The 24,401-nt window shown below is 59.2% G+C and carries 20 protein-coding genes; 11 read left to right on the forward strand and 9 right to left on the reverse strand.

Translation table 11 applies throughout. From position 1 onward, the window contains the following. Positions 1-39: 39 nt before the first annotated feature. Positions 40-1,998, reverse strand: a complete 1,959-nt coding sequence (gene acs, locus QSK43_RS12625) for an acetate--CoA ligase (RefSeq protein ID WP_332303718.1) — start codon at positions 1,996-1,998, stop codon at positions 40-42. Positions 1,999-2,232: 234 nt separating this feature from the next. Here acs and QSK43_RS12630 point away from each other — a divergent pair, with 234 nt between their 5' ends. Next, the gene (locus QSK43_RS12630) at positions 2,233-2,934 is read left to right on the forward strand and encodes a DUF1013 domain-containing protein (protein ID WP_045019435.1); all 702 of its coding nucleotides are present in this window, start codon (positions 2,233-2,235) and stop codon (positions 2,932-2,934) included. A gap of 61 nt (positions 2,935-2,995) precedes the next feature. On the opposite strand, the gene QSK43_RS12635 is transcribed toward QSK43_RS12630, so the two are convergent. After that, positions 2,996-3,655, reverse strand: a complete 660-nt coding sequence (locus tag QSK43_RS12635; protein WP_332303719.1) for a YggS family pyridoxal phosphate-dependent enzyme — start codon at positions 3,653-3,655, stop codon at positions 2,996-2,998. A gap of 193 nt (positions 3,656-3,848) precedes the next feature. Between QSK43_RS12635 and leuS the strand changes: the two genes are divergently transcribed. Genes leuS through holA form a run of 3 tightly spaced genes read left to right on the forward strand, consistent with a single transcriptional unit; the run spans position 3,849 to position 8,066 of the window. Then, positions 3,849-6,479 carry a leucine--tRNA ligase gene (leuS, locus tag QSK43_RS12640; protein WP_332303720.1) on the forward strand — a complete coding sequence of 877 codons (2,631 nt, stop codon included), beginning with the start codon at positions 3,849-3,851 and terminating at the stop codon, positions 6,477-6,479. Continuing rightward, positions 6,472-7,017, forward strand: coding sequence for an LPS assembly lipoprotein LptE (gene lptE, locus QSK43_RS12645; RefSeq protein ID WP_052679668.1), 546 nt, complete (start codon positions 6,472-6,474; stop codon positions 7,015-7,017). The genes leuS and lptE overlap by 8 nt, the downstream gene beginning before the upstream one ends. An 11-nt stretch (positions 7,018-7,028) precedes the next feature. Continuing rightward, positions 7,029-8,066: a DNA polymerase III subunit delta gene (gene holA / locus QSK43_RS12650; RefSeq protein WP_332303721.1), complete on the forward strand. Its 1,038-nt coding sequence runs from the start codon at positions 7,029-7,031 to the stop codon at positions 8,064-8,066. An 81-nt stretch (positions 8,067-8,147) separates the two neighbouring features. Here the strand turns inward: holA and fdxA are convergent, their stop codons facing one another. The 4 genes from fdxA to QSK43_RS12670 all read right to left on the reverse strand — a co-directional run bounded on the left by fdxA (position 8,148) and on the right by QSK43_RS12670 (position 13,933). Then, the gene (gene fdxA / locus QSK43_RS12655; protein WP_045019846.1) at positions 8,148-8,486 is read right to left on the reverse strand and encodes a ferredoxin FdxA; all 339 of its coding nucleotides are present in this window, start codon (positions 8,484-8,486) and stop codon (positions 8,148-8,150) included. A 158-nt stretch (positions 8,487-8,644) separates the two neighbouring features. After that, entirely contained in the window at positions 8,645-9,061 is a 417-nt protein-coding gene (locus QSK43_RS12660) for an RNA-binding S4 domain-containing protein (RefSeq protein ID WP_332303722.1), read from the reverse strand. Between the two features lie 3 nt (positions 9,062-9,064). Then, complete coding sequence (locus tag QSK43_RS12665) at positions 9,065-12,154, reverse strand: helicase-related protein (protein WP_332303723.1); 3,090 nt, start codon at positions 12,152-12,154, stop codon at positions 9,065-9,067. Positions 12,155-12,607: 453 nt separating this feature from the next. Next, complete coding sequence (locus tag QSK43_RS12670) at positions 12,608-13,933, reverse strand: ubiquinone biosynthesis hydroxylase (RefSeq protein ID WP_442967829.1); 1,326 nt, start codon at positions 13,931-13,933, stop codon at positions 12,608-12,610. Here QSK43_RS12670 and tesB point away from each other — a divergent pair. From tesB to QSK43_RS12700, 6 genes are all read left to right on the forward strand, one after another. Continuing rightward, positions 13,909-14,793 carry an acyl-CoA thioesterase II gene (tesB, locus tag QSK43_RS12675; protein ID WP_332303724.1) on the forward strand — a complete coding sequence of 295 codons (885 nt, stop codon included), beginning with the start codon at positions 13,909-13,911 and terminating at the stop codon, positions 14,791-14,793. The two genes, QSK43_RS12670 and tesB, sit on opposite strands and share 25 nt — an antisense overlap. Before the next feature lie 211 nt (positions 14,794-15,004). After that, on the forward strand, positions 15,005-15,355 hold the full coding sequence (locus QSK43_RS12680; protein WP_019565993.1) for a P-II family nitrogen regulator: 351 nt from the start codon (positions 15,005-15,007) through the stop codon (positions 15,353-15,355). A gap of 28 nt (positions 15,356-15,383) precedes the next feature. Then, entirely contained in the window at positions 15,384-16,733 is a 1,350-nt protein-coding gene (locus QSK43_RS12685) for an ammonium transporter (protein WP_045019415.1), read from the forward strand. Between the two features lie 215 nt (positions 16,734-16,948). Further along, positions 16,949-19,627, forward strand: a complete 2,679-nt coding sequence (locus QSK43_RS12690) for a DNA translocase FtsK (RefSeq protein ID WP_332303725.1) — start codon at positions 16,949-16,951, stop codon at positions 19,625-19,627. A gap of 72 nt (positions 19,628-19,699) precedes the next feature. Then, complete coding sequence (locus tag QSK43_RS12695; RefSeq protein ID WP_332303726.1) at positions 19,700-20,425, forward strand: outer membrane lipoprotein carrier protein LolA; 726 nt, start codon at positions 19,700-19,702, stop codon at positions 20,423-20,425. Between the two features lie 163 nt (positions 20,426-20,588). Beyond that, the gene (locus QSK43_RS12700; RefSeq protein WP_332303727.1) at positions 20,589-21,392 is read left to right on the forward strand and encodes an exodeoxyribonuclease III; all 804 of its coding nucleotides are present in this window, start codon (positions 20,589-20,591) and stop codon (positions 21,390-21,392) included. 18 nt (positions 21,393-21,410) lie between these two features. Here QSK43_RS12700 and QSK43_RS12705 read toward each other — a convergent pair whose 3' ends face one another. Both QSK43_RS12705 and QSK43_RS12710 read right to left on the reverse strand, forming a co-directional pair. Beyond that, positions 21,411-21,866, reverse strand: a complete 456-nt coding sequence (locus QSK43_RS12705; protein ID WP_332303728.1) for a cyclic nucleotide-binding domain-containing protein — start codon at positions 21,864-21,866, stop codon at positions 21,411-21,413. 163 nt (positions 21,867-22,029) lie between these two features. Further along, on the reverse strand, positions 22,030-22,713 hold the full coding sequence (locus QSK43_RS12710; protein ID WP_003492637.1) for a response regulator transcription factor: 684 nt from the start codon (positions 22,711-22,713) through the stop codon (positions 22,030-22,032). A 182-nt stretch (positions 22,714-22,895) separates the two neighbouring features. Here QSK43_RS12710 and QSK43_RS12715 point away from each other — a divergent pair, with 182 nt between their 5' ends. Next, entirely contained in the window at positions 22,896-23,402 is a 507-nt protein-coding gene (locus tag QSK43_RS12715; protein ID WP_332303819.1) for a L,D-transpeptidase family protein, read from the forward strand. Between the two features lie 75 nt (positions 23,403-23,477). On the opposite strand, the gene QSK43_RS12720 is transcribed toward QSK43_RS12715, so the two are convergent. Next, positions 23,478-24,047: a CarD family transcriptional regulator gene (locus QSK43_RS12720; protein WP_003492641.1), complete on the reverse strand. Its 570-nt coding sequence runs from the start codon at positions 24,045-24,047 to the stop codon at positions 23,478-23,480. Positions 24,048-24,401: the final 354 nt, after the last annotated feature.

Consider the following 24,401-nt stretch of genomic DNA (forward strand, 5'->3'; position numbering starts at 1 on the left):
AAAGGCTGCCGAAGCAGCCTTTCTCACTATTATCGTCCGTCAGGATGCGGCCAGCCGGTTCTGCCGGTTGGCGATGAGATCTTCCACCACTGCGGGATCGGCAAGTGTCGATGTATCCCCAAGCGCGCCGAAATCGTCCTCGGCGATCTTGCGCAGGATACGCCGCATGATCTTGCCGGAGCGGGTCTTGGGCAATCCCGGCGCGAACTGGATCTTGTCGGGCGTCGCAACCGGCCCGATCTCGTTGCGGACGTGCTTTACCAGCTCTTCGCGCAGCGCATAATCGCCGCTCTGGCCCGCCATCAACGTGACATAACAATAGATGCCCTGCCCCTTGATGGGATGCGGATAACCGACCACGGCCGCTTCCGAAACAAGGTGATGCGACACCAGGGCCGATTCCACCTCGGCCGTGCCGAGACGGTGGCCGGAAACGTTGAGGACGTCATCGACACGGCCGGTGATCCAGTAATAACCGTCCTCGTCGCGTCGGCAGCCGTCACCGGTGAAGTACTTGCCCTTGTAGGTCGAGAAATAGGTATCGATGAAGCGCTGGTGATCGCCGTAGACGGATCGGGACTGGCCCGGCCAGCTGTCAATGATGCAGAGATTGCCGTCGGCCGGGCCCTCCAGCACATTGCCTTCGGCATCGACCAATTGCGGCTGCACGCCGAAGAACGGCCGTGTCGCCGAACCGGGTTTCAGATCGGTCGCTCCCGGCAGCGGCGAGATGAGAATGCCGCCGGTTTCCGTCTGCCACCATGTATCGACGATAGGGCTCTTGTCCTCGCCGACCACATGGTAATACCACTCCCATGCTTCCGGATTGATCGGCTCACCCACCGTGCCGAGAAGACGGATGCTTGAGCGCGAAGAGCGCGTAACAAACTGGTCGCCGGCCCCCATCAGCGATCTGAGCGCCGTCGGCGCGGTGTAGAAGATATTGACCTTGTGCTTGTCGATGACCTCCCAGAACCGGCCCTGGTCCGGAAAATTGGGAACCCCTTCGAACATCAGCGTCGTCGCGCAATTCGCCAGCGGTCCGTAGACGATATAGGAATGGCCGGTGACCCAGCCGACATCGGCGGTACACCAGAACACTTCCCCGTCCTTGTAGTCGAAGACGTATTCATGGGTCATCGACGTATAGACGAGATAGCCGCCGGTCGTGTGCAGCACGCCCTTGGGCTTGCCGGTGGAACCCGATGTGTAGAGGATGAACAGCGGATCTTCCGCCCTCATCTTCACCGGCGGGCAATCCGGTTTTACCGTGGCGATTTCCTGATGGTACCAGATGTCGCGGCCCGGCGCCCAGCTGGTCTTGCCGCCGGTGCGGCGCACGACCAGAACCTTGTTGACGATGACATATTGCTTGGCGGCGATATCGATCGCCTTGTCGGTGTTTTCCTTGAGCGGGATCGGCTTGCCGCCGCGCACGCCTTCGTCGCAGGTGATGACGAAGGTGGACTGGCAATCGACGATGCGGCCCGCCAGCGCCTCCGGCGAGAACCCGCCGAACACGACGGAATGGATAGCCCCGATACGGGCGCAGGCCAGCATGGCATAAGCCGCCTCCGGTATCATCGGCATATAGATGGTGACGCGGTCACCCTTCTTCACACCGTGCTTCTTCAGCACATTCGCAAGACGGCAGACATAATCGTAGAGCTGGTTGTAGGTGATCTTCTTGTCGATATAGGGATTATCGCCTTCCCAGATGATCGCCGTGCGCTCGCCATGCGTCTTCAGATGCCGGTCGATACAGTTATAGGAGACGTTGGTCAGGCCGTCCTCGAACCACTTGATCGGCACTCGTCCCTTGAAGGACGTGTTCTTGACCTTGGTATAAGGCTTGAACCAGTCGATCCGCCGGCCGTGCTTGTCCCAGAACTTTTCGGGATCCTCGACGCTCTCCTGATACCATTTCTGGTAACGCTCGTTATCGATGAGCGTGCGGGCTTTCGCCGATTTGAGCACCGGATAGATTTTGGCAGACATGAACTCCTCCTGAAACCAAGTATGTCTTGTTTTAGCGCGCGCCGAGAGACTCCCATCCTCAGGCATGTGGTGAATTCATAGCAGGTCAATGACTGACGGCAATTAGACAAAGGCATTTGTTTCGCAAAGAATTGCAATTATGATGCAATCCGGTTATAGAGCGCCAATATCCCGGAAATCAGTGGTTGATACCACGCCCGCGACACGGCGCGGACGGACAGAAGGACTGTATCTATGGCTCAACAATTGCTCATGCCAAAAGCTACGGCTGTATGGCTCGTTGACAACACCGCGCTGTCGTTCGATCAGATCGCTACGTTCTGCAAACTGCATCCGCTCGAAGTCAAGGCGATTGCCGACGGTGAAGCCGCGCAGGGCATCAAAGGCCTCGACCCGATTGCGACCGGACAGCTTTCCCGCGACGAGATCGCCCGTGCCGAAGGCAATCCCAACCACAAGCTCAAGCTTTCCGAGCCGAAGGTTCGCGTGCCGGAATCCAAGCGTCGTGGCCCGCGCTATACGCCGGTTTCCAAGCGTCAGGATCGTCCGAACGCCATTCTCTGGCTGGTGCGCAACCATCCGGAACTGAAGGATGCGCAGATTTCGCGCCTCGTCGGCACCACCAAATCCACCATCGAGCAGATTCGCGACCGCACCCACTGGAACTCGGCCAACCTGACACCGATGGATCCGGTAACGCTTGGTCTCTGCAGCCAGATCGATCTCGATCTCGAAGTCGAACGCGCCTCGCGCGGCCGCCCACTGCCGACCGCCGAAGAGCTCGGCAACACGCTGCAGCCGGCAACGGCGACGGAAGGTCTGGACTACAACTACCAGCGCGAGGAAGAACCGCAGATCGACGCCGACGCCGTCTTCAAAAAGCTCTCGTCGCTGAAATCCGCACCAAAGGATGAAGACGAGGACGATCAGTACTGATCGAGAGTCTTTCAGTTTATGAAAACCCGGCCGCAGCGCCGGGTTTTTTGTTTTGAGAAGTTTACCGGGCGCCGAAGATCGCCGAGCCGACACGCACGCTGGTAGCGCCGAACTCCACGGCGGTTTCGAAATCGCCGGACATGCCCATGGAAAGCTTCTCAAGGCCACATTGTTCTGCAAGCTTCGCCAGAAGCGCAAAATGCGGGCCGGGATTTTCCTCCGCCGGCGGAATGCACATCAGCCCCTCGACCGGCAATTTCAGCTCGTTCCGGCAAAATGCGACGAAGGCGACCGTCTCGCGCGGATCGATGCCGGCCTTCTGCGGCTCCAGCCCGGTATTGACCTGCACATAAAAGCGAAGGCTGCGACCCTGCTTGCCGCATTCCTCGGAAAGCACACGGGCAATCTTCTCGCGGTCGATGCTCTGAACGACGTCGAACAGGGCAACGGCATCCGCAGCCTTGTTGGACTGCAGCGGGCCGATCAGATGCAGCTCGATGTCAGGCGCCTTCTCTTTCAGCGCCGGCCACTTGCCCTGCGCTTCCTGCACACGGTTCTCGCCGAACACACGCTGGCCGCTGTCGATGACCGGCTGGATCTCGTCCGCATCGAATGTCTTCGAGACGGCGACGAGAGCAACATCCGTTGCCTTGCGACCGGACTTTTCTGCGGCGTCCGCTATGCGTAGCCTGACATCCTCAAGACGTGCTTCGATTTCCATCACAGGACCTTTATTTGAACCATTCGCAACGTTAACTAGACGCCGATTGCCTTGATGCCAAGCGGGTTTAGCACCATTTGAGGGACGCTGCCCAAGATTGAACGCCCGGATGCCCCGCCAAACTTGACGCCCCGGTCGTTTCATGGTGAAGGTCAGCGCAAATTTTTCCCCTCGATACCCGGAATTCAGAACAATGGCCATCGAACGTTACAATCCTCGCGACGCCGAGCCGCGCTGGCAGCAGAAATGGAACGAAGACAAGGTTTTCGTGACCGACAACAGCGATCCGCGCGAGAAGTATTACGTTCTAGAGATGTTTCCCTATCCGTCGGGACGCATTCACATGGGCCACGTCCGTAACTACGCCATGGGCGATGTCGTCGCCCGCTACAAGCGCGCGCGCGGCTTCAACGTCCTGCACCCGATGGGCTGGGACGCCTTCGGCATGCCCGCGGAAAACGCGGCGATGCAGAACAAGGTCCACCCGAAGGACTGGACCTACCAGAATATCGCCACCATGCGCGGCCAGCTGAAATCCATGGGCCTGTCGCTGGACTGGACCCGCGAATTCGCGACCTGCGATGTGGAATATTACCATCGCCAGCAGGCCCTGTTCGTTGATTTCATGGAAAAGGGTCTGGTCTACCGCAAGCAGTCCAAGGTCAACTGGGATCCGGTCGACCATACGGTTCTGGCCAACGAGCAGGTGATTGACGGCCGTGGCTGGCGCTCTGGCGCGCTGGTCGAGCAGCGTGACTTGACGCAATGGTTCTTCCGCATCACCGATTTCAGCCAGGATCTGCTGGACGAGCTGGACACGCTGGACCAGTGGCCGGAAAAAGTCCGCCTGATGCAGAAGAACTGGATTGGCCGCTCCGAAGGCCTGTCGCTGCGCTGGCAGACCGTTGCCGGCACAGTGCCGGAAGGTTTTTCCGACATCACCGTCTATACGACGCGTCCCGACACCCTGTTCGGCGCATCCTTCCTGGCGATTGCCGCCGACCACCCGTTGGCGAGAGAGCTGTCTGAGCACAATCCTGCGATTGCCGAATTCTGCGACGAATGCCGCCGGCACGGCACCTCGCTCGCCGCTCTGGAAACGGCTGAGAAAAAGGGCGTGGCTACCGGCGTGAAGGTCGTGCATCCGCTGGACCCCACATGGGAACTGCCGGTCTACATCGCCAACTTCGTGCTGATGGACTATGGCACGGGCGCGATTTTCGGCTGCCCCTCGGGCGACCAGCGCGATCTGGATTTCGCCCGCAAATACGATCTGCCAGTGGTGGCGGTCGTGGCCCCTGAAGGTCCCGACGCTGCCGACTTCACCATTGGCGACACCGCCTTCACCGATGACGGCGTGATGATCAACTCCGGCTTCCTGAACGGCTTGAATACGACTGACGCCTTTGAGGCAGTCGTGCAGAAACTTTCCGAACAGACGCTGGGCAATGCGCCGCAGGCCGAGCGCAAGGTCAATTTCCGCCTGCGCGACTGGGGCATTTCCCGTCAGCGCTACTGGGGTTGCCCCATCCCCGTCATCCATTGCGAAGTCTGCGGCGTGGTCCCGGTTCCGAAGAAGGACCTGCCGGTCAAGCTGCCCGACGATGTGACGTTCGATGTGCCCGGAAACCCGCTGGATCGGCACCCCACATGGCGTCATGTCGCCTGCCCGCAATGCGGCCATGACGCGCGTCGCGAAACCGACACGATGGATACCTTCGTCGATTCCAGCTGGTATTACGCCCGCTTCACCGCGCCCTGGGAAGATGAGCCGACGGATCCGAAGGTCGCCAATCACTGGCTGCCGGTGGATCAGTATATCGGCGGCATAGAGCATGCGATCCTTCACCTGCTCTATTCGCGCTTCTTCACCCGCGCCATGCGCGAGACCGGCCATGTCGGCGTCAAGGAACCCTTCAAGGGCCTGTTCACGCAGGGCATGGTGGTGCACGAGACCTACAGCCATGGTGAAGGCACCGGCCGCGAATGGGTAGCGCCCGCCGACCTCCGGATCGAAGAGACGGACGGTGCCCGCCGCGCATTCCTGCTGTCCTCCGGCACGGAAGTGAAGATCGGCTCGATCGAGAAGATGTCGAAGTCGAAAAAGAACGTGGTCGACCCGGATGACATCATCGCATCTTACGGGGCGGACACCGCACGCTTCTTCGTCCTGTCGGACTCCCCGCCTGATCGTGACGTCATCTGGTCCGAAGCCGGTGTTGAGGGCGCAAACCGTTTCGTCCAGCGCGTCTGGCGCATCATCGGCGAAGTCGCGAATGAGCTGAAGAGTGTCACGCCGAAGCCTGCGAGCGAGGGCGAAGGACTGGCGGTCTCCAAGGCGGCCCACAAGACGCTGAAGGCCGTTCAGGACGATCTGGACAAGCTCGCCTTCAACAAGGCGATCGCCCGTGCCTATGAACTGGTGAACGCGCTGGCGGGGCCGCTCGCCGATGTCGCGGCTGGCGGCAAACCGGAGGACGTGAAGGCGGCCGCCCGCGATGCCGTTGAAATCCTCATCCGCATCATTGCCCCGATGACGCCGCATCTGGCTGAAGAATGCTGGTCGGCGCTGGGTAATGAGGGTCTTGTTGCCCAGACGCCGTGGCCAACCTTCGTGGCCTCGCTTGTCGAGGAAAACGACGTCGTCATGCCGGTACAGGTCAACGGCAAGAAGCGCGGTGAATTGACAATCGCGCGCGATGCGGATCAAGATGCGGTCCGCACGGCCGCCCTTGCGCTGGATGCCGTCAAATCCATTCTTGCCGGTGGCGAGCCCAAGAAAGTCATCGTGGTTCCGCAGAGGATTGTGAACATTGTTGTCTGACGTTTTTTCGAGATGGAGCCGCGTCGCGGCAGCAATTTCCGTCGTGATGATGGCTGGTCTTCTGGCGGGCTGCCAGGTGCGCCCGCTTTATGGCGAGGCTTCAGGAACCAAGGAAAGGCTGGCGGCTGTCAGCGTTTCCAATGCCGGCGACCGCGTAACACAGGAAGTGCGCAACCAGCTGATTTTCTTGATGTCCGGCGGTGCCGGTGAGCCGGCTACGGCTCAATACAACGTCAAGATTTCGGTTGGATCGAGCGCCACTTCCACGGAAGTTGAGAATTACGACCTGACGACCCGCACCAACAACAACTATGACGGCCCTTATCCCGGCCGCGTGGTGATGAATGGCAATTACGTTCTGACACGCATCTCCGACGGCCAGATCCTGCGCTCGGCACGCCGCAGCGTAACGGCACAGGTGGATTTGCCGCAGCAGGAATTCGCCAAGATCAGGGCGACCCGCGATGCTGAAAACCGGGCGGCGCGTGAACTGGCTGAAATCATCCGTACTGATATCGCCGCCACTCTCGGCCGCTGAGAGCGGCGGCCGTGGCGGAGATAAAATCGCATGAGTTCGAGCGCTTCGCCGAAAATCCGGCGGAGCGTTTTCGCGTTTTCGTGCTCTACGGGCCGGATCGAGGCCTTGTATCGGAGCGAGCCAACCTCATCGCCAAAAAGACCGGCATCGACCCCGATGACGCCTTCGCATCGCTGAAACTGAACGCATCCGACCTGCAGGGCGATCCAGGCCGCCTTCTCGATGAAGTCAACGCCATCGGCCTTTTTGGCGGTGAAAAACTCGTCTGGGTCAAAAGCGCTTCGGCCGAAAAGGCGCTGGTGGATGCACTTCAGATTCTGGCGGAAACGCCGCCGGAAGCGAGCTTCCTGATCATCGAGGCGGGCGATATTAAAAAAGGCACCGGGCTGCGCAAGATCGCAGAACCCGCGCGCTCGATTGCTGCAATCCCTTGCTATGCGGACGACGCCCGCTCCTTGAATGCACTGATCGATCAGGAACTGTCCGCCGACAATCTGCGCATTGCGCCGGCCGCACGGCAGAGACTGATCGACCAGCTGGGCGGCGATCGCATTGCCTCGCGCAACGAAATCCGCAAGCTGGCGCTCTATTGCCGTGGCGCGGAGGTAATCGAGGAAGACGACGTACTGGCGATCATCGGCGATGCCAGCACGGTTTCTGCGGACGATGCCGTCGACGCCATCCTCAAAGGTGACAGAAACGCCTTTTTCCACGCGACCCAGAAGATCGTCTCGTCAAAAACGCCGATTTTCCTTGTGCTTCAAGGATGCCTCAAGCAATTCCAGCTGCTCGACCAGATGCGGGCCGAAATGGACGAGAAAAAGCAGCAGGCCGGTCAGGTCATGCAAACGCTCGGACGCCATATCCATTTCCGCAGAAAACCGATCATCGAAAGAGCGCTGCGAACCTGGCAGCCGGCGGCGATCGCCCGCGAGATGAACCGCCTGCAAGCCGCTATATTGCAAAGCCGTCAACGGCAAAGTCTGGAGGAAAGCGTGGCGCTTTTGACGTTGCTGTCGACCACCTTACAATCCGGCCGAAGCGGATGACCGGTTGAAGGTCAGCAAAAAGCCCTCGCGCTTGCGCTGCGAGGGCTTTTAAAATCATGACACATGACAGTCGTTGAAAACTCAGTCGCCCTGGCCGGGCTCAGCAGAGAAATAAAGCTCCAGCTTGCCTGAAACGCCGTCCATTTCCTTGGCTTCCGGCATGGGGTCACGCTTTATCGTGATGTTTGGCCAGATCGCCGCATATTCCGTATTGAGCTTCAGCCACTTGTCGAGACCCGGCTCCGTATCGGGCTTGATCGCTTCGGCTGGACATTCCGGTTCGCACACACCGCAATCGATGCATTCGTCAGGATTGATGGCGAGGAAATTCTCACCCTCATAAAAGCAGTCGACGGGGCAAACTTCAACGCAATCGGTATATTTGCAGCGGATGCAATTGTCGGTCACGACATATGTCATGATGAACTCCAGAATATGCAAGCCGGGTCTGTGGGCTTCGGAACACAAGCCGTCGCCCGGAATTCAGACAGGGCAATTTTGCATGTGAGGTAATGCCTTTGCCTTCAGATAGCAAGGATAAACAATTCTGAAAAACCGGCATGACTTGGAGGTTTATTCTAATCTGTATTTCCGTCGCTGTCCGACAGAAACTTGTCGAGCGCCCTGCGCTCCTTTTTGGTCGGGCGACCGCTGCCGGGCTGGCGCATCGCCTGTTCAAGCGGGCTTAACCTGTCGGAAGGCTCCCGTGGCGGCGTCTGGTCATCGTAGAGAAGTCTGGCTTCTTCGTAGGGTCCGCGCCGCTCGCCCCCGGATTTGACGACGAGCACCTTGTCCATGCGCTCGAAACCGATATCGAGCCTGTCACCGACCTTCACCATATGGCTGGGCTGGCGGATGGGGGCGCCGTTGACCTTGACCTTACCCGACTGAATGTAGCTCTGGGCAAGTGAACGGGATTTGGCCATGCGGGCAAAGAACAGCCACTTGTCCAGTCGCTGACGCGTACTTTCGAGTGGCTGTTCGTTGCTCCCCATAGCTTACTTCTTCAGCTGCTCCTTGAGAGCAGCGAGCTTGGCGAAGGGCGAATCCGGATCGATCGGCTTTTCCTTGCGGGGCGGCTTGGCTTCGAAACGCTGCTGACCCTGCGGTTTTCCACCGCGGTCGTTGCGATCCGGCCTGTCCTTGCGATCCTGACGATCATTGTTGCGGTTGTTGCCGCGGTCGGGACGTCCGCCATCGCGCTTGCGCTCGCCTTCACCGCCACGATTGGCAGCTTCGCGATTTGCTCCGTCACGATTATCGCGTCGGCCTTCACCGCGACGTTCACCCTGCTCGCGCGGCGCCTGATCGCGACCCTCACCACGGCCTTGACCGCGATTGCCGGGACGACGGTTTTCGCCACGCTGGTTTTCGTTGCGACCACCCGGACGCCACAAAAGAACAGGCTTCGGCTCGGTAGCCTCAGTGCTCTCTGCGGACACGGCCTCGCTTGCGACAACCTCTTCGCTGACGGCTTCCGCAACCGGAGCCTCCTCAGCAGCGGTTTCGCTTTCCTCAACGGCCGCCGTCTCGGACGCCTGCTCTTCCGAAGCCGGTTCATCCTGCTCGGTCTCGGCGCTCTCGTCTTCCGTCACCGCTTCCGTGGTAGCAGGAGCCGCAGCACCGGTCTGACTGGCGAGGAAGGCCTGAGCCTCTTCCGCCGTCACCTGATCGGCGCGGTAGCCGAGGCCCTTGAGGATCTCTTCCATGTCGTCGAGCGTTGCGCCGAGAATGGAAAGCATCGCAGTCGTCGTCGTGAAGCGGCGACCGTCATAGGCACCTTCCGGACGTGGCTGCTGGCCGGGCTTCCACTGCAGCAGCGGACGGATGAGATCGGCCAGACGCTCGAGAATGTCGATACGCACGGCGCGCTTTCCGAGGAAACGGAAACCGGCGAGCTTGTAGAACATGCGCTCGAAGGTGGGGTCCGTGACCACGGAGGTGCGCCCTGCGGCCAGCACCGGAATGAGATCGCCGTAACCCGGCTTGCCGAGACCGTCGTTCTTCAACGCCCAGAGCAGCGTGACAAGCTCCGCCGGAGCGGGCTTGAGAAGCGCGGGCAGGAAGACGTGATAGGCGCCGAAGCGCACGCCGTAGCGGCGCATGGAGGCACGCGCATCCTGATCCAGCGACTTCACGTCTTCGGTGACATCGCGGCGGAACAGAACGCCAAGATTTTCGACCAGCTGGAACGCCAGTCCCTTCGCCAGACCCTGAAGGTCTTCGGCGCGCGAAATATCGTCCAGCGGCTTCAGCACGGTCGCAATCTGATGATTGACGAAACGTTCGACGCGCGCCAGCGCGTGATCACGGGCATTGCCGCTCAACTGCTCGTCGGCGACGAGGATCACGCGCGGCTTCATGATGTTATCGCCTGCCGAAAGGCGGGCCACCGGCTCGCCCAACCAGCGAACCAGACCATCGGAGCTCAAAGCGAGATCGCCGTTTCCACTGGCGTGCAGACGCGCGGCACGCGCCTCGTATTCGAGCGCGAGCGCCTTTTGCGCCGCAGCCTGCACGGCCTTCTGATCCGGCCCTTCCATTCCCGGCACCGGTGTGAACCGGAACCCGGCCAACTGGCCGACGTGATGTCCTTCTACAAAGACATCACCATTTACACTGATTTCAGCTTCAAGCATCGCATTCTCTCTCAGGCGCCTCATGAGCACAGATGTCCTGCGATCAACAAAGCGTTTCGTCAACCTTTCATGTAGAGCATCGGACAATCGATCTTCGATTTCCCGCGTCTTTTCTTGCCAGTGTGTCGGATCGGCAAGCCATCCTGGGCGGTTCGATACATAAGTCCATGTTCTGATCTGCGCAATCCTTGCAGACAAGGTATCGATCTCTCCATCGGTACGATCGGCGCGGCGCACCTGTTCGCCCATGAAATCTTCGTTCACCGTGCCACGTTTTACCAGATCGAAATAGAGCGTTGAGATAAGGTCCGCATGTTGAGCGGGCGCAATACGGCGATAATCCGGAAGCGCGCACGCCTCCCAGAGTTTTTCCACCCGCGCATCCGTCGTCGTCACGTCGATGATCTCAGGGTAACGCGACAGATATTCGAGCGCCTGCTGGTCTATCGCCGGCAGGGCCCGCGAAAGTCCCTGGATCGCCGGGGCGGCATCGAGGCTCAGGCGCAGATTGGCGATGGAGGAAAAATCGAAATTTTTCGTCCGCCATTGCAGCACCTTCACCGAATCGAACTGATGGGTTTCGACGCGCTCCACCATTTCATCATCGAATGGATCGACGCGCCCCGTCACACCAAAGGTGCCGTCGCGAAGATGGCGACCGGCGCGGCCGGCGATCTGGCCGATCTCGCCCGGATTGAGATTGCGGAACTGGTAACCGTCGAACTTTCGGTCCTGCGCAAAGGCGACATGATCGACATCGAGGTTGAGGCCCATACCAATGGCGTCCGTCGCCACGAGATATTCGACGTCACCCGATTGATAGAGCTCGACCTGGGCATTGCGCGTGCGCGGCGAAAGCGCGCCCATCACCACGGCCGCACCGCCGCGCTGGCGACGCACCAGCTCGGCAATGGCATAGACCTCTTCCGCTGAAAAGGCGACAATCGCCGTGCGTTGCGGCAGACGGGTTATCTTCTTCTGACCCGCATAAAAAAGCTGTGACAGGCGCGGCCGCTCGACCACGGTAATTCCCGGCAGCAGCTTTTCGAGGATCGGGCGCATCGTACCGGCGCCCAGAAGCAACGTTTCCTCCCGCCCGCGCAGGTGCAGTACTCGGTCGGTGAAGATATGTCCGCGTTCCAGATCGCCAGCCAGCTGCACCTCATCGATCGCGACGAATGCGGCCGTCGTCTCGCGTGGCATGGCCTCCACCGTGCAGACGGAATATTTGGCTTTGGGAGGTGAGATTTTTTCTTCGCCGGTAATCAGCGCCACATTCGGCGCACCCACCTTTTCGACAAGACGGGTATAGACCTCCCGCGCCAGAAGACGCAATGGAAGGCCGATGACACCGTTGCCATGCGCCACCATCCGCTCGATCGCGTAATGGGTCTTACCGGTATTGGTGGGGCCGAGAACGGCCGTAACACCGCGGCCGCTCAGGATCATGGGGCGAAAATTCAACGTACTATCCGCGAATCGACTTCATCTGCTTGCCGTGCCGCCCACCATTGCTGATAGGGCCGCACGCACCACACATGGCAATGCCCGCCGACAAAGGCAATAGGCCACGCCGGCAAACTGGTGCAGGGCGTCTCCCTGGGCAAATTTTTCCTTAAAATTCAGCTGGTTGATAGAATAAAAAGAATCCGGCGAAACCTAGAATCGATTCGGTTGCGGAACAGTCTGCGAACGAATCGAATACGAATCGCTGACTCCGAGGGATTCAGCTTTTGTTCTCCGCAACATCTGGTTGGCGAATACACGCCCCATACCAGATTGTGAATCCGGGTAAGTCCTTGGCCGGATTCATCCCTGCGGCACCGCCTTCCGGCAAAAATGCCGGAATCGGCTGTCAAGCGGCAATCGCGGAAAAGCCGGGCCGGCGCATGAATGGCGGGATCAGAGCGCCTCGCCGGCAAGCAAGCGCGGCGCGCCCGCGTCTGTCGTACCGGCAGCCTGACCGATGAAATAGGATTTCAGCGCCGGCAAACGATCGACCACACCCAGACCGAAATCCCGCATGATGCGAATGGGACCCACATCGTTGGAGAAAAGCCGGTTCAGCACGTCAGTCGTCACGCCCATCCGCAACGTGTCGAAACGCCGCCAGGACTGGTAACGCTCCAGAACGTTGAGGGAGCCGATATCGAGGCCGAGGCGGTCGGCCTCGACCACGGTTTCAGCCAGAGCCGCAACGTCCTTGAAGCCGAGATTGAGGCCCTGCCCGGAGATCGGGTGAATTCCATGCGCGGCATCACCGGCAAGCGCAAAACGCGGCGCGACGAAGGAACGCGCCAACGTCAATCCCAGCGGAAAGGCGCGGCGGGGGCCGACAGGACGGACAGGGCCGAGCTTGTGGCCAAACCTGCGCTCAAGCTCCTCCTCGAACACCAGATCGTCGGCGGCAACCAGCCTGTCGGCATCGGCCGTGCGCTCGGTCCAGACGAGCGAGGACCGGTTTCCCTTCAGAGGCAGAACGGCGAAAGGCCCCGACGGCAGGAAATGCTCCTCCGCGCAGCCCTCATGCGGACGCTCATGTTCGACGGTGGTGACGATACCGGATTGATCGTAGTCCCAACGCACGGTCTTTATGCCCGCCATGTCCCTGAGCGCCGAGCGAACCCCGTCGCAGGCGATGAGCAATCGCGCTTCGAACGACGAGCCGTCAGAAAGGCTAATGGCGGTCGATTGCGGCCCTGCGGTAAAGCCGGAAACACTGAGACCGTGGCGGATTTCGACACCGAGACGCTCGCAGAGGCCCCGTAAGGCGCCCACCATGGCGACATTCGGAACCATGTGAGCGAAGGGTCTGCCCTCTTCCACCGCACCATCGAACGTCAGAAACACGGGGCGAACCGGATCGGCGGTCTTCGAATCGGTAACGACCATCCTGTTGATCGGCTGGGCCTCCGGCTCGATCTCGTTCCATATTCCGAAGACCTCAAGCATGCGCGTGGCCGCCGCGATAATGGCTGAAGCGCGGACGTCCTTCCTCCAGACATCCTCGGGAGCGGCCTCGATCACCTGCACATTAAGATGTCCGGCTGCCTGCTTAATTGCGACAGCAACGGAAAGACCGACATATCCGCCGCCTGCCACCACCACGTCCAGCATCACGCTTCTCCTCAAATCTTGTGCACGCATCATTGGCGCACTATAGACCATGTGACGTCTTCCTACAGCCGGAGCAGGCCGAAAAAATGTCGCATCCCTCGCAAACGTCAGATCCCATGGCCAATCTGATCTCCACGCTCGATCTCGAGAAGCTGGAGGAGAACCTGTTCCGGGGCGAAAGCCCGCAGATCGGCTGGCAGCGCGTTTTCGGCGGCCAGGTCATTGCGCAAGCGCTGATCGCGGCGCAAAGAACCGTGGATGACGACCGCTTCGTGCATTCACTGCATTCCTATTTCATGCGCCCTGGCGATCCGCTGGTACCCATTCTCTACCAGGTGGAGCGTATTCGTGACGGCGCCAGCTTCTGCACCCGACGCGTGGTCGCCGTCCAGCATGGCAAGGCGATTTTTTCCATGTCGGCATCGTTTCAGATCGCCGAGGACGGCTTCGACCATCAGATCAGAATGCCGGATGTGACGCCGCCCGAAAAACTGATGAGCGAAGAGCAGATGCAGGCGGCATTCCTTGCCAAAGCACCGGCTTCGATCCGCAAATACTGGAGCAACAAGCGCCCGATCGAGATAAGGCCGGTTTCGCTGACCCATTATATTTCGAAAGAAAAGCTGGAACCGCAACAGGATATCTGGGTTCGCGCCGTTGGCGATGTGCCGGACGATCCACATTTCCAGTCGGCCATTCTCGCCTATCTCTCGGACATGACCTTGCTCGATACCTCGCTCTACGCCCACGGAACGACGATCTTCGATCCGTCCATTCAGGTGGCGAGCCTTGATCACGCCATGTGGTTCCACCGCCCCTGCCGACTGGACGACTGGCTGCTCTACACGCAGGACAGCCCCAGCGCCTCGGGAGCACGCGGTCTGACCCGTGGCAATATTTTCACCAGACAGGGTGAACTGGTCGCCTCCGTCGCGCAGGAAGGTTTGATCCGCAAAAGGGCAAATGATTAAATAATGTGCTTTTTTCAAAAATCGCACATTTAATAGACGAAAATTTCGCCGCCCAATGCCCCTTTTTCAGACGCCTGTCATATAAATTTTATATTTCAATAACTTAGAAGCCGCATCAAAACTGGCACGCCCTTTGAATGTATGTCCGCAGTCGCTGTTACTGATCTGCCAGCGCGAGGAGAGTCGGCTCCGTGCCGAGGACAAACAAAGGATGGGAAACCAGATGAAAATTGTGATGGCCATTATCAAGCCGTTCAAGCTGGATGAAGTGCGCGAAGCGCTCACTGGCGTCGGCATCCAAGGCCTGACCGTGACCGAGGTAAAGGGTTACGGACGCCAGAAGGGACATACCGAGATTTATCGCGGCACGGAATATGCGGTGAGCTTTCTTCCCAAACTGAAGATCGAGATCGCAGTTGCGTCCGACGTCGTCGACAAGGCTGTCGAGGCGATCGCGTCTGCGGCAAAGACCGGGCAGATCGGTGACGGAAAGATCTTCGTCTACTCTATCGAACAGGCCGTGCGCATCCGTACCGGCGAAACCAACACAGAAGCGCTTTGAAGCACGGCTGACAGGGAGTTTTCTAGCTATGCAACTCAACAAGTTTTCAACGCTCGGCAAACTGGGCGCCGCTGCTGCGGCTCTGATGGCCCCGGCAATCGCCTTCGCGCAGGATGCCGCGCCGGCAGTAGCTGCCGCCGCCCCCGTTCCGGAAAAAGCCGACACCGCATTCATGTATGTCGCGACGATCCTCGTGCTTTTCATGATCATTCCGGGTCTGGCCCTGTTTTACGGCGGCCTCGTCCGTACCAAGAACATGCTCTCCGTTCTCATGCAGTGCACGGTCATCGGCGCAGTCATGATGCTCGTCTGGGTGATCTACGGTTACTCCTTCGCCTTTGGTGGCGGCACCGGCCCCTATTTCGGCGGCTTCGGCAAGCTGTTCCTGTCCGGTGTTTCGCTTGACAGCACCTCGGCAACCTTCTCCCAGGGCGTCGTGATCTACGAATACACCTTCATCGCCTTCCAGATGACCTTCGCGGCCATCACACCGGCGCTGATCATCGGTGCATTTGCGGAACGCGTGAAGTTCTCGGCCGTCATCCTGTTCACCATCCTGTGGGCCACTTTCGTTTATTTCCCGATCGCTCACATGGTCTGGGATGCAAACGGCCTGATCTTCGGCATGGGCGCACTCGACTTCGCCGGCGGCACGGTCGTTCACATCAATGCCGGCGTCGCAGGCTTGATTGGCGCGATCATGGTCGGCAAGCGTACCGGCTTCGGCAAGGACATGATGGCACCTCACTCGATGACGCTGACGCTGGTTGGCGCAGCCATGCTGTGGTTCGGCTGGTTCGGCTTCAACGCCGGCTCCAACCTCGAAGCATCCGGTGGTGCGGTTCTCGCAACCATGAACACCTTCCTCGCCACCGCAGCAGCCATCGTTTCCTGGTCGCTGGTTGAAAGCTTCACCCGCGGCAAGGCTTCCATGCTGGGCGCCGCTTCGGGCATGATCGCCGGCCTCGTTGCCGTAACACCTGCGGCCGGTTCTGTCGGACCCATGGGCGCGATCGTTCTCGGCCTCATCGTCTCGCCGATCTGCTACTTCTTCGTCTCCGTGGTGAAGAACAAGTTCGGTTACGATGACACGGCTGACGTCTTCGGTGTCCACGGCATCGGCGGCATCATCGGCGCCCTCGGCACCGGCATCTTCACCTCGCCGCTGCTTGGCGGCACGGGCAAGGCAGACTTCTCCATCTCTTCGCAGCTCTGGACGCAGTTCGTCGCCGTCGCCATCACCATCGTATGGTGCGCGGTCGTCTCGGCAATCCTCTATAAGATCGTCGACGTGATCGTTGGTCTCCGGGTTCCGGTCGAAGCGGAGCGCGAAGGTCTCGACCTTGCGACCCACGGCGAAGCCGCATACCACTCCTAAGACCTGGGAAAAGGGGTTCTCCATCCCCTCTCCAAAAGAAGGCCCGCCTCGGCGGGCCTTTTCTTTGCCGTAAATCCGGAAGCGGCATCAAAAAAACGCATGGTTAACGCGACATTAACCGACAAGCAGTTAGTTTTCCCTGTCAATCCGGGATTCGGTAGCCTGCCGTATCTTGCCGAAACCAAAGAAACTACGGGTTCAGGGACATGGGCAGAATGAATTCTCCGACATTCGACGGCCGTCACACGCGTTTCGTGCTGACGGCGTTTTTCGTGCGGCAGGTCATGGCTCTGGCCGGTTTCGCGTTGCTTGCCACGATTGCGCTGGGGGTTGCGGCTCTCGCCACCTGGAACGTGGCGGACCCGAGCCTTTCTTATGCCACGGGCAACCAGCCTACCAATCTTCTGGGTTACGGCGGCGCAATCTTCGCCGACATCGTGATGCAGTTTCTCGGACTTTCCGCAATCATCTCGCTTTTGCCGATGATCGCCTGGGCGATCGCCCTGATCGCCGGACGCAAATTCAACCGAATACCCGCCCGCCTCGTCGCCTGGGTCGCCGGTGCAATCGTCTGCGCCGCCTCGCTCGGCTGTTTTCCCGCACCCGTGACATGGCCGCTGCCAAACGGCATCGGCGGCGTCATCGGGGATATGATCCTGCGTTTTCCCGCCCTTTTCATCGGCGCTTACCCCACTGGGACGATCGCAACGGTGCTGGGTACGATATTCGCCGCGCCCGCCGCCTGGATGATGCTGTTTGCCGCCGGCCTCGTGGGAAGCCCGGATGATGCCCTGGAGCAGGAAGAACGCGCGCCGGTCGCAGCCAAGGCCCGTGCCGCACGTGAGGCCGAGGAAGAAGACGATGACGACGGCGAGGGTTTCTTCGCCAATATCCTCGCCTTCGGCGCGATCGCACATTACTGGTACATCTCCCAGGCACGCCTTCGCCGCCTGTTCGGCCTGAAGTCGAAATCGCTGCACGACGAGTTCGAACACCCCTACGATTTCAACGAATATGAGTTCGGCACACTGAACGAACCCTCCCGCCTCAAAACGGCGATAAACCGCCTCGACCAGCGCGCAGAACCGTCCTTCGAGGAACGCGCCGCGTCGGCTCGCCGGCAGATGTCGCCTCCGTCCATCGCGCTTGATCATGGCGCGGACGGGGACGACGAGCCGCCTTATGACGCCGACGGGCAGCGTTTGCCCAGTGGCATTCTTTCGGACGACGACAGCCTGGACCAGGCCGACCCGACATTCACGGCAAGACAGGCGTCAGGACGCGGGCAACCGAGAATAACCGCCCCTTCCGCACGCCCGAAGCCGAGCGAGCGCGTGGCGAGGGAGGCGCAGGCTTCCTTCATCGCCGCGGACGGTTTCCAGCTCCCCACCGTGCATCTTCTGGCGGAACCCAAGAACATCGTGCGCGACCATACGCTGAACGAGGAAGTGCTGGAGCAGAATGCCCGCCTTCTGGAAGGGGTTCTCGAGGATTTCGGCGTCAAGGGCGAAATCATTCATGTCCGCCCCGGCCCCGTCGTCACGCTCTATGAACTCGAACCGGCCCCCGGCATCAAATCCTCGCGCGTCATCGGCCTTGCGGATGACATCGCCCGCTCCATGAGTGCGATCGCCGCCCGCGTAGCCGTCGTTCCCGGCCGCAACGCCATCGGCATCGAGCTTCCAAACCAGACACGCGAAACCGTGTTCCTGCGCGAACTGGTCGGCAGCCGTGATTTTGAAAACAGCAAGGCCAAGCTCGCCATGGCGCTTGGCAAGACCATCGGCGGAGAACCGGTTATCGCCGATCTCGCCAAGATGCCGCATCTTCTCGTCGCCGGCACCACCGGTTCGGGCAAGTCCGTCGCCATCAATACCATGATCCTGTCGCTGCTTTACCGTATGTCGCCGGAACAGTGCCGCCTGATCATGATCGACCCGAAGATGCTCGAACTGTCGATCTATGACGGTATTCCGCATCTGCTCTCCCCGGTCGTCACCGATCCGAAAAAGGCCGTCGTGGCTCTGAAATGGACCGTGCGCGAGATGGAGGAGCGCTACAAGAAGATGTCGAAGATCGGCGTGCGCAACATCGACGGCTTCAACAGCCGTGTGCAGCAGGCCCTCGACAAGGGCGAAATCCTCACCCGTACGGTGCAGACCGGCTTCGACCGCCAGACCGGCGAGGCAATGTACGAGACGGAAGAATTCGACCTGAAGCCCCTGCCCTATATCGTCGTCATCATCGATGAAATGGCCGACCTGATGATGGTCGCCGGCAAGGATATCGAAGGCGCGGTTCAGCGTCTGGCGCAGATGGCGCGTGCCGCCGGCATCCATGTCATCATGGCCACCCAGCGCCCCTCCGTCGACGTCATCACCGGCACGATCAAGGCGAACTTCCCCACCCGCATCTCCTTCCAGGTGACCTCGAAGATCGACAGCCGCACCATTCTGGGCGAGCAGGGCGCCGAGCAGCTGCTCGGCATGGGCGACATGCTTTATATGGCAGGTGGCGGCCGCATCCAGCGTGTGCACGGCCCCTTCGTGTCCGACAACGAAGTGGAAGAGATCGTCGCTTATCTGAAGACACAGGGCACGCCGGAATATCTGGAAGCAATCACCGAGGAAGACGACGAGGACGGCAATGGCGGCGGCCCGGCCGGCGCCGGCAATTTCTCCGATTCCGAAGACCCCTACGATCAGGCCGTGGCTGTCGTGCTTCGGGACGGCAAGGCCTCCACCTCTTACGTCCAGCGCCGCCTCGGCATCGGCTACAACCGCGCCGCCTCGCTGATCGAGCGCATGGAGCAGGAGGGCATTATCGGCCCCGCCAATCATGCCGGAAAACGCGAAATACTCGTACCGACGGAAGCAGACATCATCGAGCGATAATGCATAAAGCAAAGACCCTGCGCATCGGCAACCAAGAGGGGCTGAGAAGCGTTAATACACGCTTTCAACGTCATGAAGCCGCCGCCTTTTATGCGGACAATCGCTGCGATGAAGGAGAATAGAATGAACGACCTCACCACCGGCGAGACTGCCACCGCAACGACCCTACGCAATGGCGTGACGCGTCGTAGCGTGCTGACGGCATTTTCCATGGCCGCAGCCATGGCCGGCCTGTCGCCGCTCAACGCATTTGCCCAGGCCGCCGGCAACAGCGCGACCGCGCAGAAAATCGCCAACCACTTCTCGTCGGTCAAAACCATGATGGGGGAATTCGTCCAGTTCGGCCCGCGCGGTGAACAGACCGGCGGCAAATTTTATATCGAACGGCCCGGCAAGCTCCGCTTCAACTACGAAGACCCCTCGCCCATGCGGGTCATCTCCGACGGCAAGAATGTCGTCATCGGCAACACGAAGCTGAAGACATGGGATTTGTATCCGCTGTCGAAGACCCCGCTCAGCCTGCTTTTGTCCGACAAGATCGATCTGGGCAACCAGAAGGTCCGGAACGTGAAGGAAGAGTCGGATCTCACCACCATCGTCCTGGGTGACAAGAGCATCTTCGGCGATTCGACCATCACCCTGATGTTCGACCCGAAAACCTTCGATCTCAGGCAATGGACGACGACCGACGCCCAGAACAAGGATACGACCGTCATGATCTTCAACGTCCAGACGGGCGTGAACCTCGACGAACGCGTCTTCAACATCAATTACGAGGAAGTCCGCAAACGCGGCTGAGGCTCTCTCGCCCGTGGACACCATTCGAAAGGCGGCCTTACGGTCGCCTTTTTTATTTTGCCGCTAAAATACATTCCCGTTTTCATTGCGATGTTATAAGCCTTCGCCCCGGAAACATGTCTCGAAACAAAGCGGTTCGGGGCGATAAAAGCGGAGCAAGTGCATGTCGTTTTCGATAACCACCTGGAACATCAACTCGGTCAGGCTCAGAATGCCGATCGTTGAACAGTTTCTGGTGCGTTACAAACCCGACATTCTCTGCCTGCAGGAAACAAAATGCCCGAATGGCGAGTTTCCGATGAAGCCGCTGAAGGCGCTCGGTTACGAGCACATCATCATCCATGGCCAGAAGGGCTATCACGGTGTGGCGATCGCCTCGAAAATTCCGCTGACCGAAGACCACCGGCAGGACTATTGCGGCATCGGCGATGCCCGGCATATTTCGGCGATTTTTGAGGTTGGATCGCGCCGCGTGCGGCTGCATAATTTTTATGTGCCGGCCGGCGGCGACGAACCTGACCGGACAATCAATCCTAAATTCGGCCACAAGCTCGATTTCATCGAGGAAATGAAGGCGCTTCGTGCAGATGGCGTGCCCGGCACCTCATCCATTCTCGTCGGCGATCTCAACATCGCGCCGTTTGAAAATGACGTCTGGTCGCACAAGCAGCTGTTGAAAATCGTCAGCCATACGCCGGTGGAAACCGACGGAATGCTTGATATCATCAAGAAGGGCAACTGGCTCGATCTGATGCGATTGAACGTACCCGAAAGCGAAAAGATTTATACCTGGTGGAGCTACCGCGCCAAGGATTGGGAAGCGGCTGATCGTGGCCGCCGTCTCGACCATATCTGGTCGTCTCAGGATCTCGGTCCCTCGCTTGAAAAAATCGACATATTGCGCGAAGCGCGAGGCTGGAACAGGCCATCGGACCATGTTCCTGTCACGGCTCATTTCCGCTTCTGAACCACTGGCTCGTTGAAATCAGGCGAAGCGGTTCTGCAAACGGGCCGCTCCCGCTGCCAGTGCAGCGATATTGTCGCGAATGCGTGCGGACACGATATCGGCAACCTCCGGAAACTCCTCCACCAGCCGGTGAAAGAGGATACGCGTTATCCGGATGACCTCCGAATCCTCGGCGGCGACAGCGGTGAATTTCCGTTCGCAGAGCGTGAAAAGCGCCAGCTCGGAAAGCAGCGCACCCTTGCCGGGCATCGCCTGCAACACGGGCTTGCCATCCCGCCCCGCCGTGAAAAGCTCGAAATGGCCTGATGTCACCGCAAAGGCGCATTCGGCCGGCGAATGTTCCCGGAACAATGTCTGGCCCGCCGAGATGCGCCGGCGTTCCGCGCCGAAGGCGATCAACCGCAGCTGATCGTCGCTGAAGCCAGCAAACAACGGCACTTGCCCCAGAAGCATGATGTCGTCCGTCAAGGCCATGTTGATCGCTACTCCAGAAAACCGCCTGCACCACTATAGCCGTTTTCGGATATCGGCCTTCAAAATACAAGACGTCAGAGCGCCTTGCGTCCTTCCAGACGCAAAAAGGACGCTCAAACGGCTATTCAATCCGCAAAATGCAATTTGCGAAAACGGCGTCGGCTCAAGGAACGATCTTGTAGCCGCCGTTCTCGGTCACCAGAATTTCGGCATTGGAGGGGTCTCGCTCGATCTTCTGGCGCAGACGATAGACATGCGTTTCGAGCGTGTGTGTCGTCACCCCGGAATTGTAACCCCAGACCTCTTCCAGCAAGACGTCACGGGTAACGACAGCGCTTCCGGCACGGTAGAGATAACGAATGATCGCCGCTTCTTTCTCCGTCAGCCGGATTTTTTTGCCGTCTTCGGTCGTCAGCAGCTTCTGGCTGGGTTTGAACTGATAGGGCCCAACGGTGAAAACCGCATCCTCACTCTGTTCGTATTGGCGCAACTGTGCCCGGATGCGCGCCAGAAGCACGGCAAAACGGAAAGGCTTCGTCACATAATCATTGGCGCCGGCTTCCAGCCCGAGGATCGTATCGGAATCGGTGTCGTGCCCCGTCAGCATGATGATCGGCGCCTTGAAGCCGCCCTTGCGCAACAGCTTCACCGCTTCGCGGCCATCCATGTCCGGAAGCCCCACATCCATGATGAGAAGATCCACCTGGGCGGTTTTGGCAGTCTGCATCGCCTGTGCGGCGTTTGCACCGCTCAGCAGCGAGAATTCCTCATAAGGAGACAGTTGCTCGGTCAGCGTCTCCCGAAGATCGTCGTCGTCGTCCACGAGAAGGATAGTGCGAGCCGTCATTCGGATTCTCAGCCTTTCTTATTCAATCGTCAGCCAATTCAGCGGTTTGCCGATAAAAGGTCAACCCATTGCCATGATATTACGAAGTGCTATGACTTCACGTTAGATAACCTGCAAAGCAAAATCTCGTGAAAAACATGAGCAAACAGCCTGCTAGACAACGTAAACGCGCATTGACGCTCATGGTTCGGCCGGCCCCCTCGAAAATGAGCCGAGCCATCGTGCAGCTCGGGCATCTCACCTTTTCCGCCGCTATCGGTCGCAACGGCCGCACCGCACTGAAACGCGAAGGAGACGGAAAATCACCCATTTCCGTCACCCGCCTGCTGCACGGATTTTATCGCGGTGACCGTCTTGTCGCCGGCATTGCCACGGTACTGCCGATGCAGCGGACGCAGAAATCGATGCTGTGGTGCGACGAACCCCGCAATGCCAATTATAACAGACTGGTCAAGACGCCTTTTGCGCCTAGCCATGAGGAGATGATGCGAAAGGATGGCCTCTACGACGTCTGTCTGGTGCTTGACTGGAACATCACTTCGCGCAGCCGCAACCGCGGTTCGGCAATCTTCATGCACATGATCCGCCCGGGATATGAGCCGACCGCCGGCTGCGTCGCTCTCCATCCCCGCGACATCAGGCGCATCCTGCCCCATATGCACAAGGGCACGAAAATTCGCATCCTGTGACGGGCATTCCCCAATCGCCCAACAAAAAACCCGCCATTCTTGGCGGGTTTTTTTAAAAAAGGAAAAGGCCGGTGATTACGCGGCTTCTTCCTGAGAATCGTCCTCTTCGACGGCCTTGCCGCGCTTCGGACCCTTGGCAAGGTTGACTTCCACCAGGCGAACAGCCTCGGTTTCGGACATCTTGTTGACAGCGGCAATTTCGCGCGCCATGCGATCGAGAGCAGCTTCGTAAAGCTGACGCTCGGAATAGGACTGCTCCGGCTGGTTTTCCGCGCGGTAAAGATCGCGCACGACTTCCGCAATCGCGATAAGATCGCCGGAATTGATTTTCGCATCATATTCCTGGGCGCGACGCGACCACATGGTACGCTTCACACGTGCCTTGCCCTGCACTACCTTCAGTGCACGCTCGACAAAATCGCCTTCGGAAAGCTTGCGCATGCCAATACTGACGGCTTTAGCGACGGGAACCTTAAGACGCATCTTGTCTTTTTCGAAATCGATGACAAAAAGCTCAAGCTTCATGCCGGCGACTTCTTGTTCCTCGATGGCAGAAATGGTACCGACACCATGAGCGGGATACACAATCGCTTCACCGGTCTTGAAACCGTGATGTGCTGGAGATTTCTTCTGCTGGGTCGTCATTCGTTCTAAAAACTCCCTGTTACATACCCGGCGACACCGGGGTTGGGTCGGTCAGGCCCTGATGAGACGGGGGAACCGTCAGGTGACTCCGCACTGGTCCAGCCGTGCACGCAAAAACACACCTTCCCGCATTGCGGGGTTCGATAACATAAACGCTCGATATTTCACGGAAACCGCGTGCAAAAGAGGTGTTGCTTTCGTGGTGTTTTTGGGCACACAAATGCCACGCTGTGGATCAGTGTCGTTGGTGTACCACAAAAATTGGCGCAAATCAATAATTTGCTTCGACCGTGGCCGCAACATCACATGGCGGTCAAAGAACCGTCTATAAATTGGCTACCGAAATACTGTCAA

Source organism: Rhizobium sp. GR12 (assembly GCF_036596185.1).
Taxonomy (GTDB): Bacteria; Pseudomonadota; Alphaproteobacteria; order Rhizobiales; family Rhizobiaceae; genus Agrobacterium; species Agrobacterium nepotum.

Coding starts and splice junctions, on each gene's coding strand:
- QSK43_RS12660 (WP_332303722.1), bottom strand. CDS start 9,061: ATGGGGAGCAACGAACAGCCACTCGAAAGTACGCGTCAGCGACTGGAC.
- acs (WP_332303718.1), bottom strand. CDS start 1,998: ATGTCTGCCAAAATCTATCCGGTGCTCAAATCGGCGAAAGCCCGCACG.
- QSK43_RS12715 (WP_332303819.1), top strand. CDS start 22,896: ATGGTTCGGCCGGCCCCCTCGAAAATGAGCCGAGCCATCGTGCAGCTC.
- leuS (WP_332303720.1), top strand. CDS start 3,849: ATGGCCATCGAACGTTACAATCCTCGCGACGCCGAGCCGCGCTGGCAG.
- QSK43_RS12685 (WP_045019415.1), top strand. CDS start 15,384: ATGCAACTCAACAAGTTTTCAACGCTCGGCAAACTGGGCGCCGCTGCT.
- QSK43_RS12665 (WP_332303723.1), bottom strand. CDS start 12,154: ATGATCCTGAGCGGCCGCGGTGTTACGGCCGTTCTCGGCCCCACCAAT.
- QSK43_RS12690 (WP_332303725.1), top strand. CDS start 16,949: ATGAATTCTCCGACATTCGACGGCCGTCACACGCGTTTCGTGCTGACG.
- QSK43_RS12680 (WP_019565993.1), top strand. CDS start 15,005: ATGGGAAACCAGATGAAAATTGTGATGGCCATTATCAAGCCGTTCAAG.
- QSK43_RS12695 (WP_332303726.1), top strand. CDS start 19,700: ATGAAGCCGCCGCCTTTTATGCGGACAATCGCTGCGATGAAGGAGAAT.
- QSK43_RS12720 (WP_003492641.1), bottom strand. CDS start 24,047: ATGACGACCCAGCAGAAGAAATCTCCAGCACATCACGGTTTCAAGACC.
- QSK43_RS12710 (WP_003492637.1), bottom strand. CDS start 22,713: ATGACGGCTCGCACTATCCTTCTCGTGGACGACGACGACGATCTTCGG.
- tesB (WP_332303724.1), top strand. CDS start 13,909: ATGTCGCATCCCTCGCAAACGTCAGATCCCATGGCCAATCTGATCTCC.
- fdxA (WP_045019846.1), bottom strand. CDS start 8,486: ATGACATATGTCGTGACCGACAATTGCATCCGCTGCAAATATACCGAT.
- QSK43_RS12705 (WP_332303728.1), bottom strand. CDS start 21,866: ATGGCCTTGACGGACGACATCATGCTTCTGGGGCAAGTGCCGTTGTTT.
- QSK43_RS12700 (WP_332303727.1), top strand. CDS start 20,589: ATGTCGTTTTCGATAACCACCTGGAACATCAACTCGGTCAGGCTCAGA.
- QSK43_RS12630 (WP_045019435.1), top strand. CDS start 2,233: ATGGCTCAACAATTGCTCATGCCAAAAGCTACGGCTGTATGGCTCGTT.
- QSK43_RS12635 (WP_332303719.1), bottom strand. CDS start 3,655: ATGGAAATCGAAGCACGTCTTGAGGATGTCAGGCTACGCATAGCGGAC.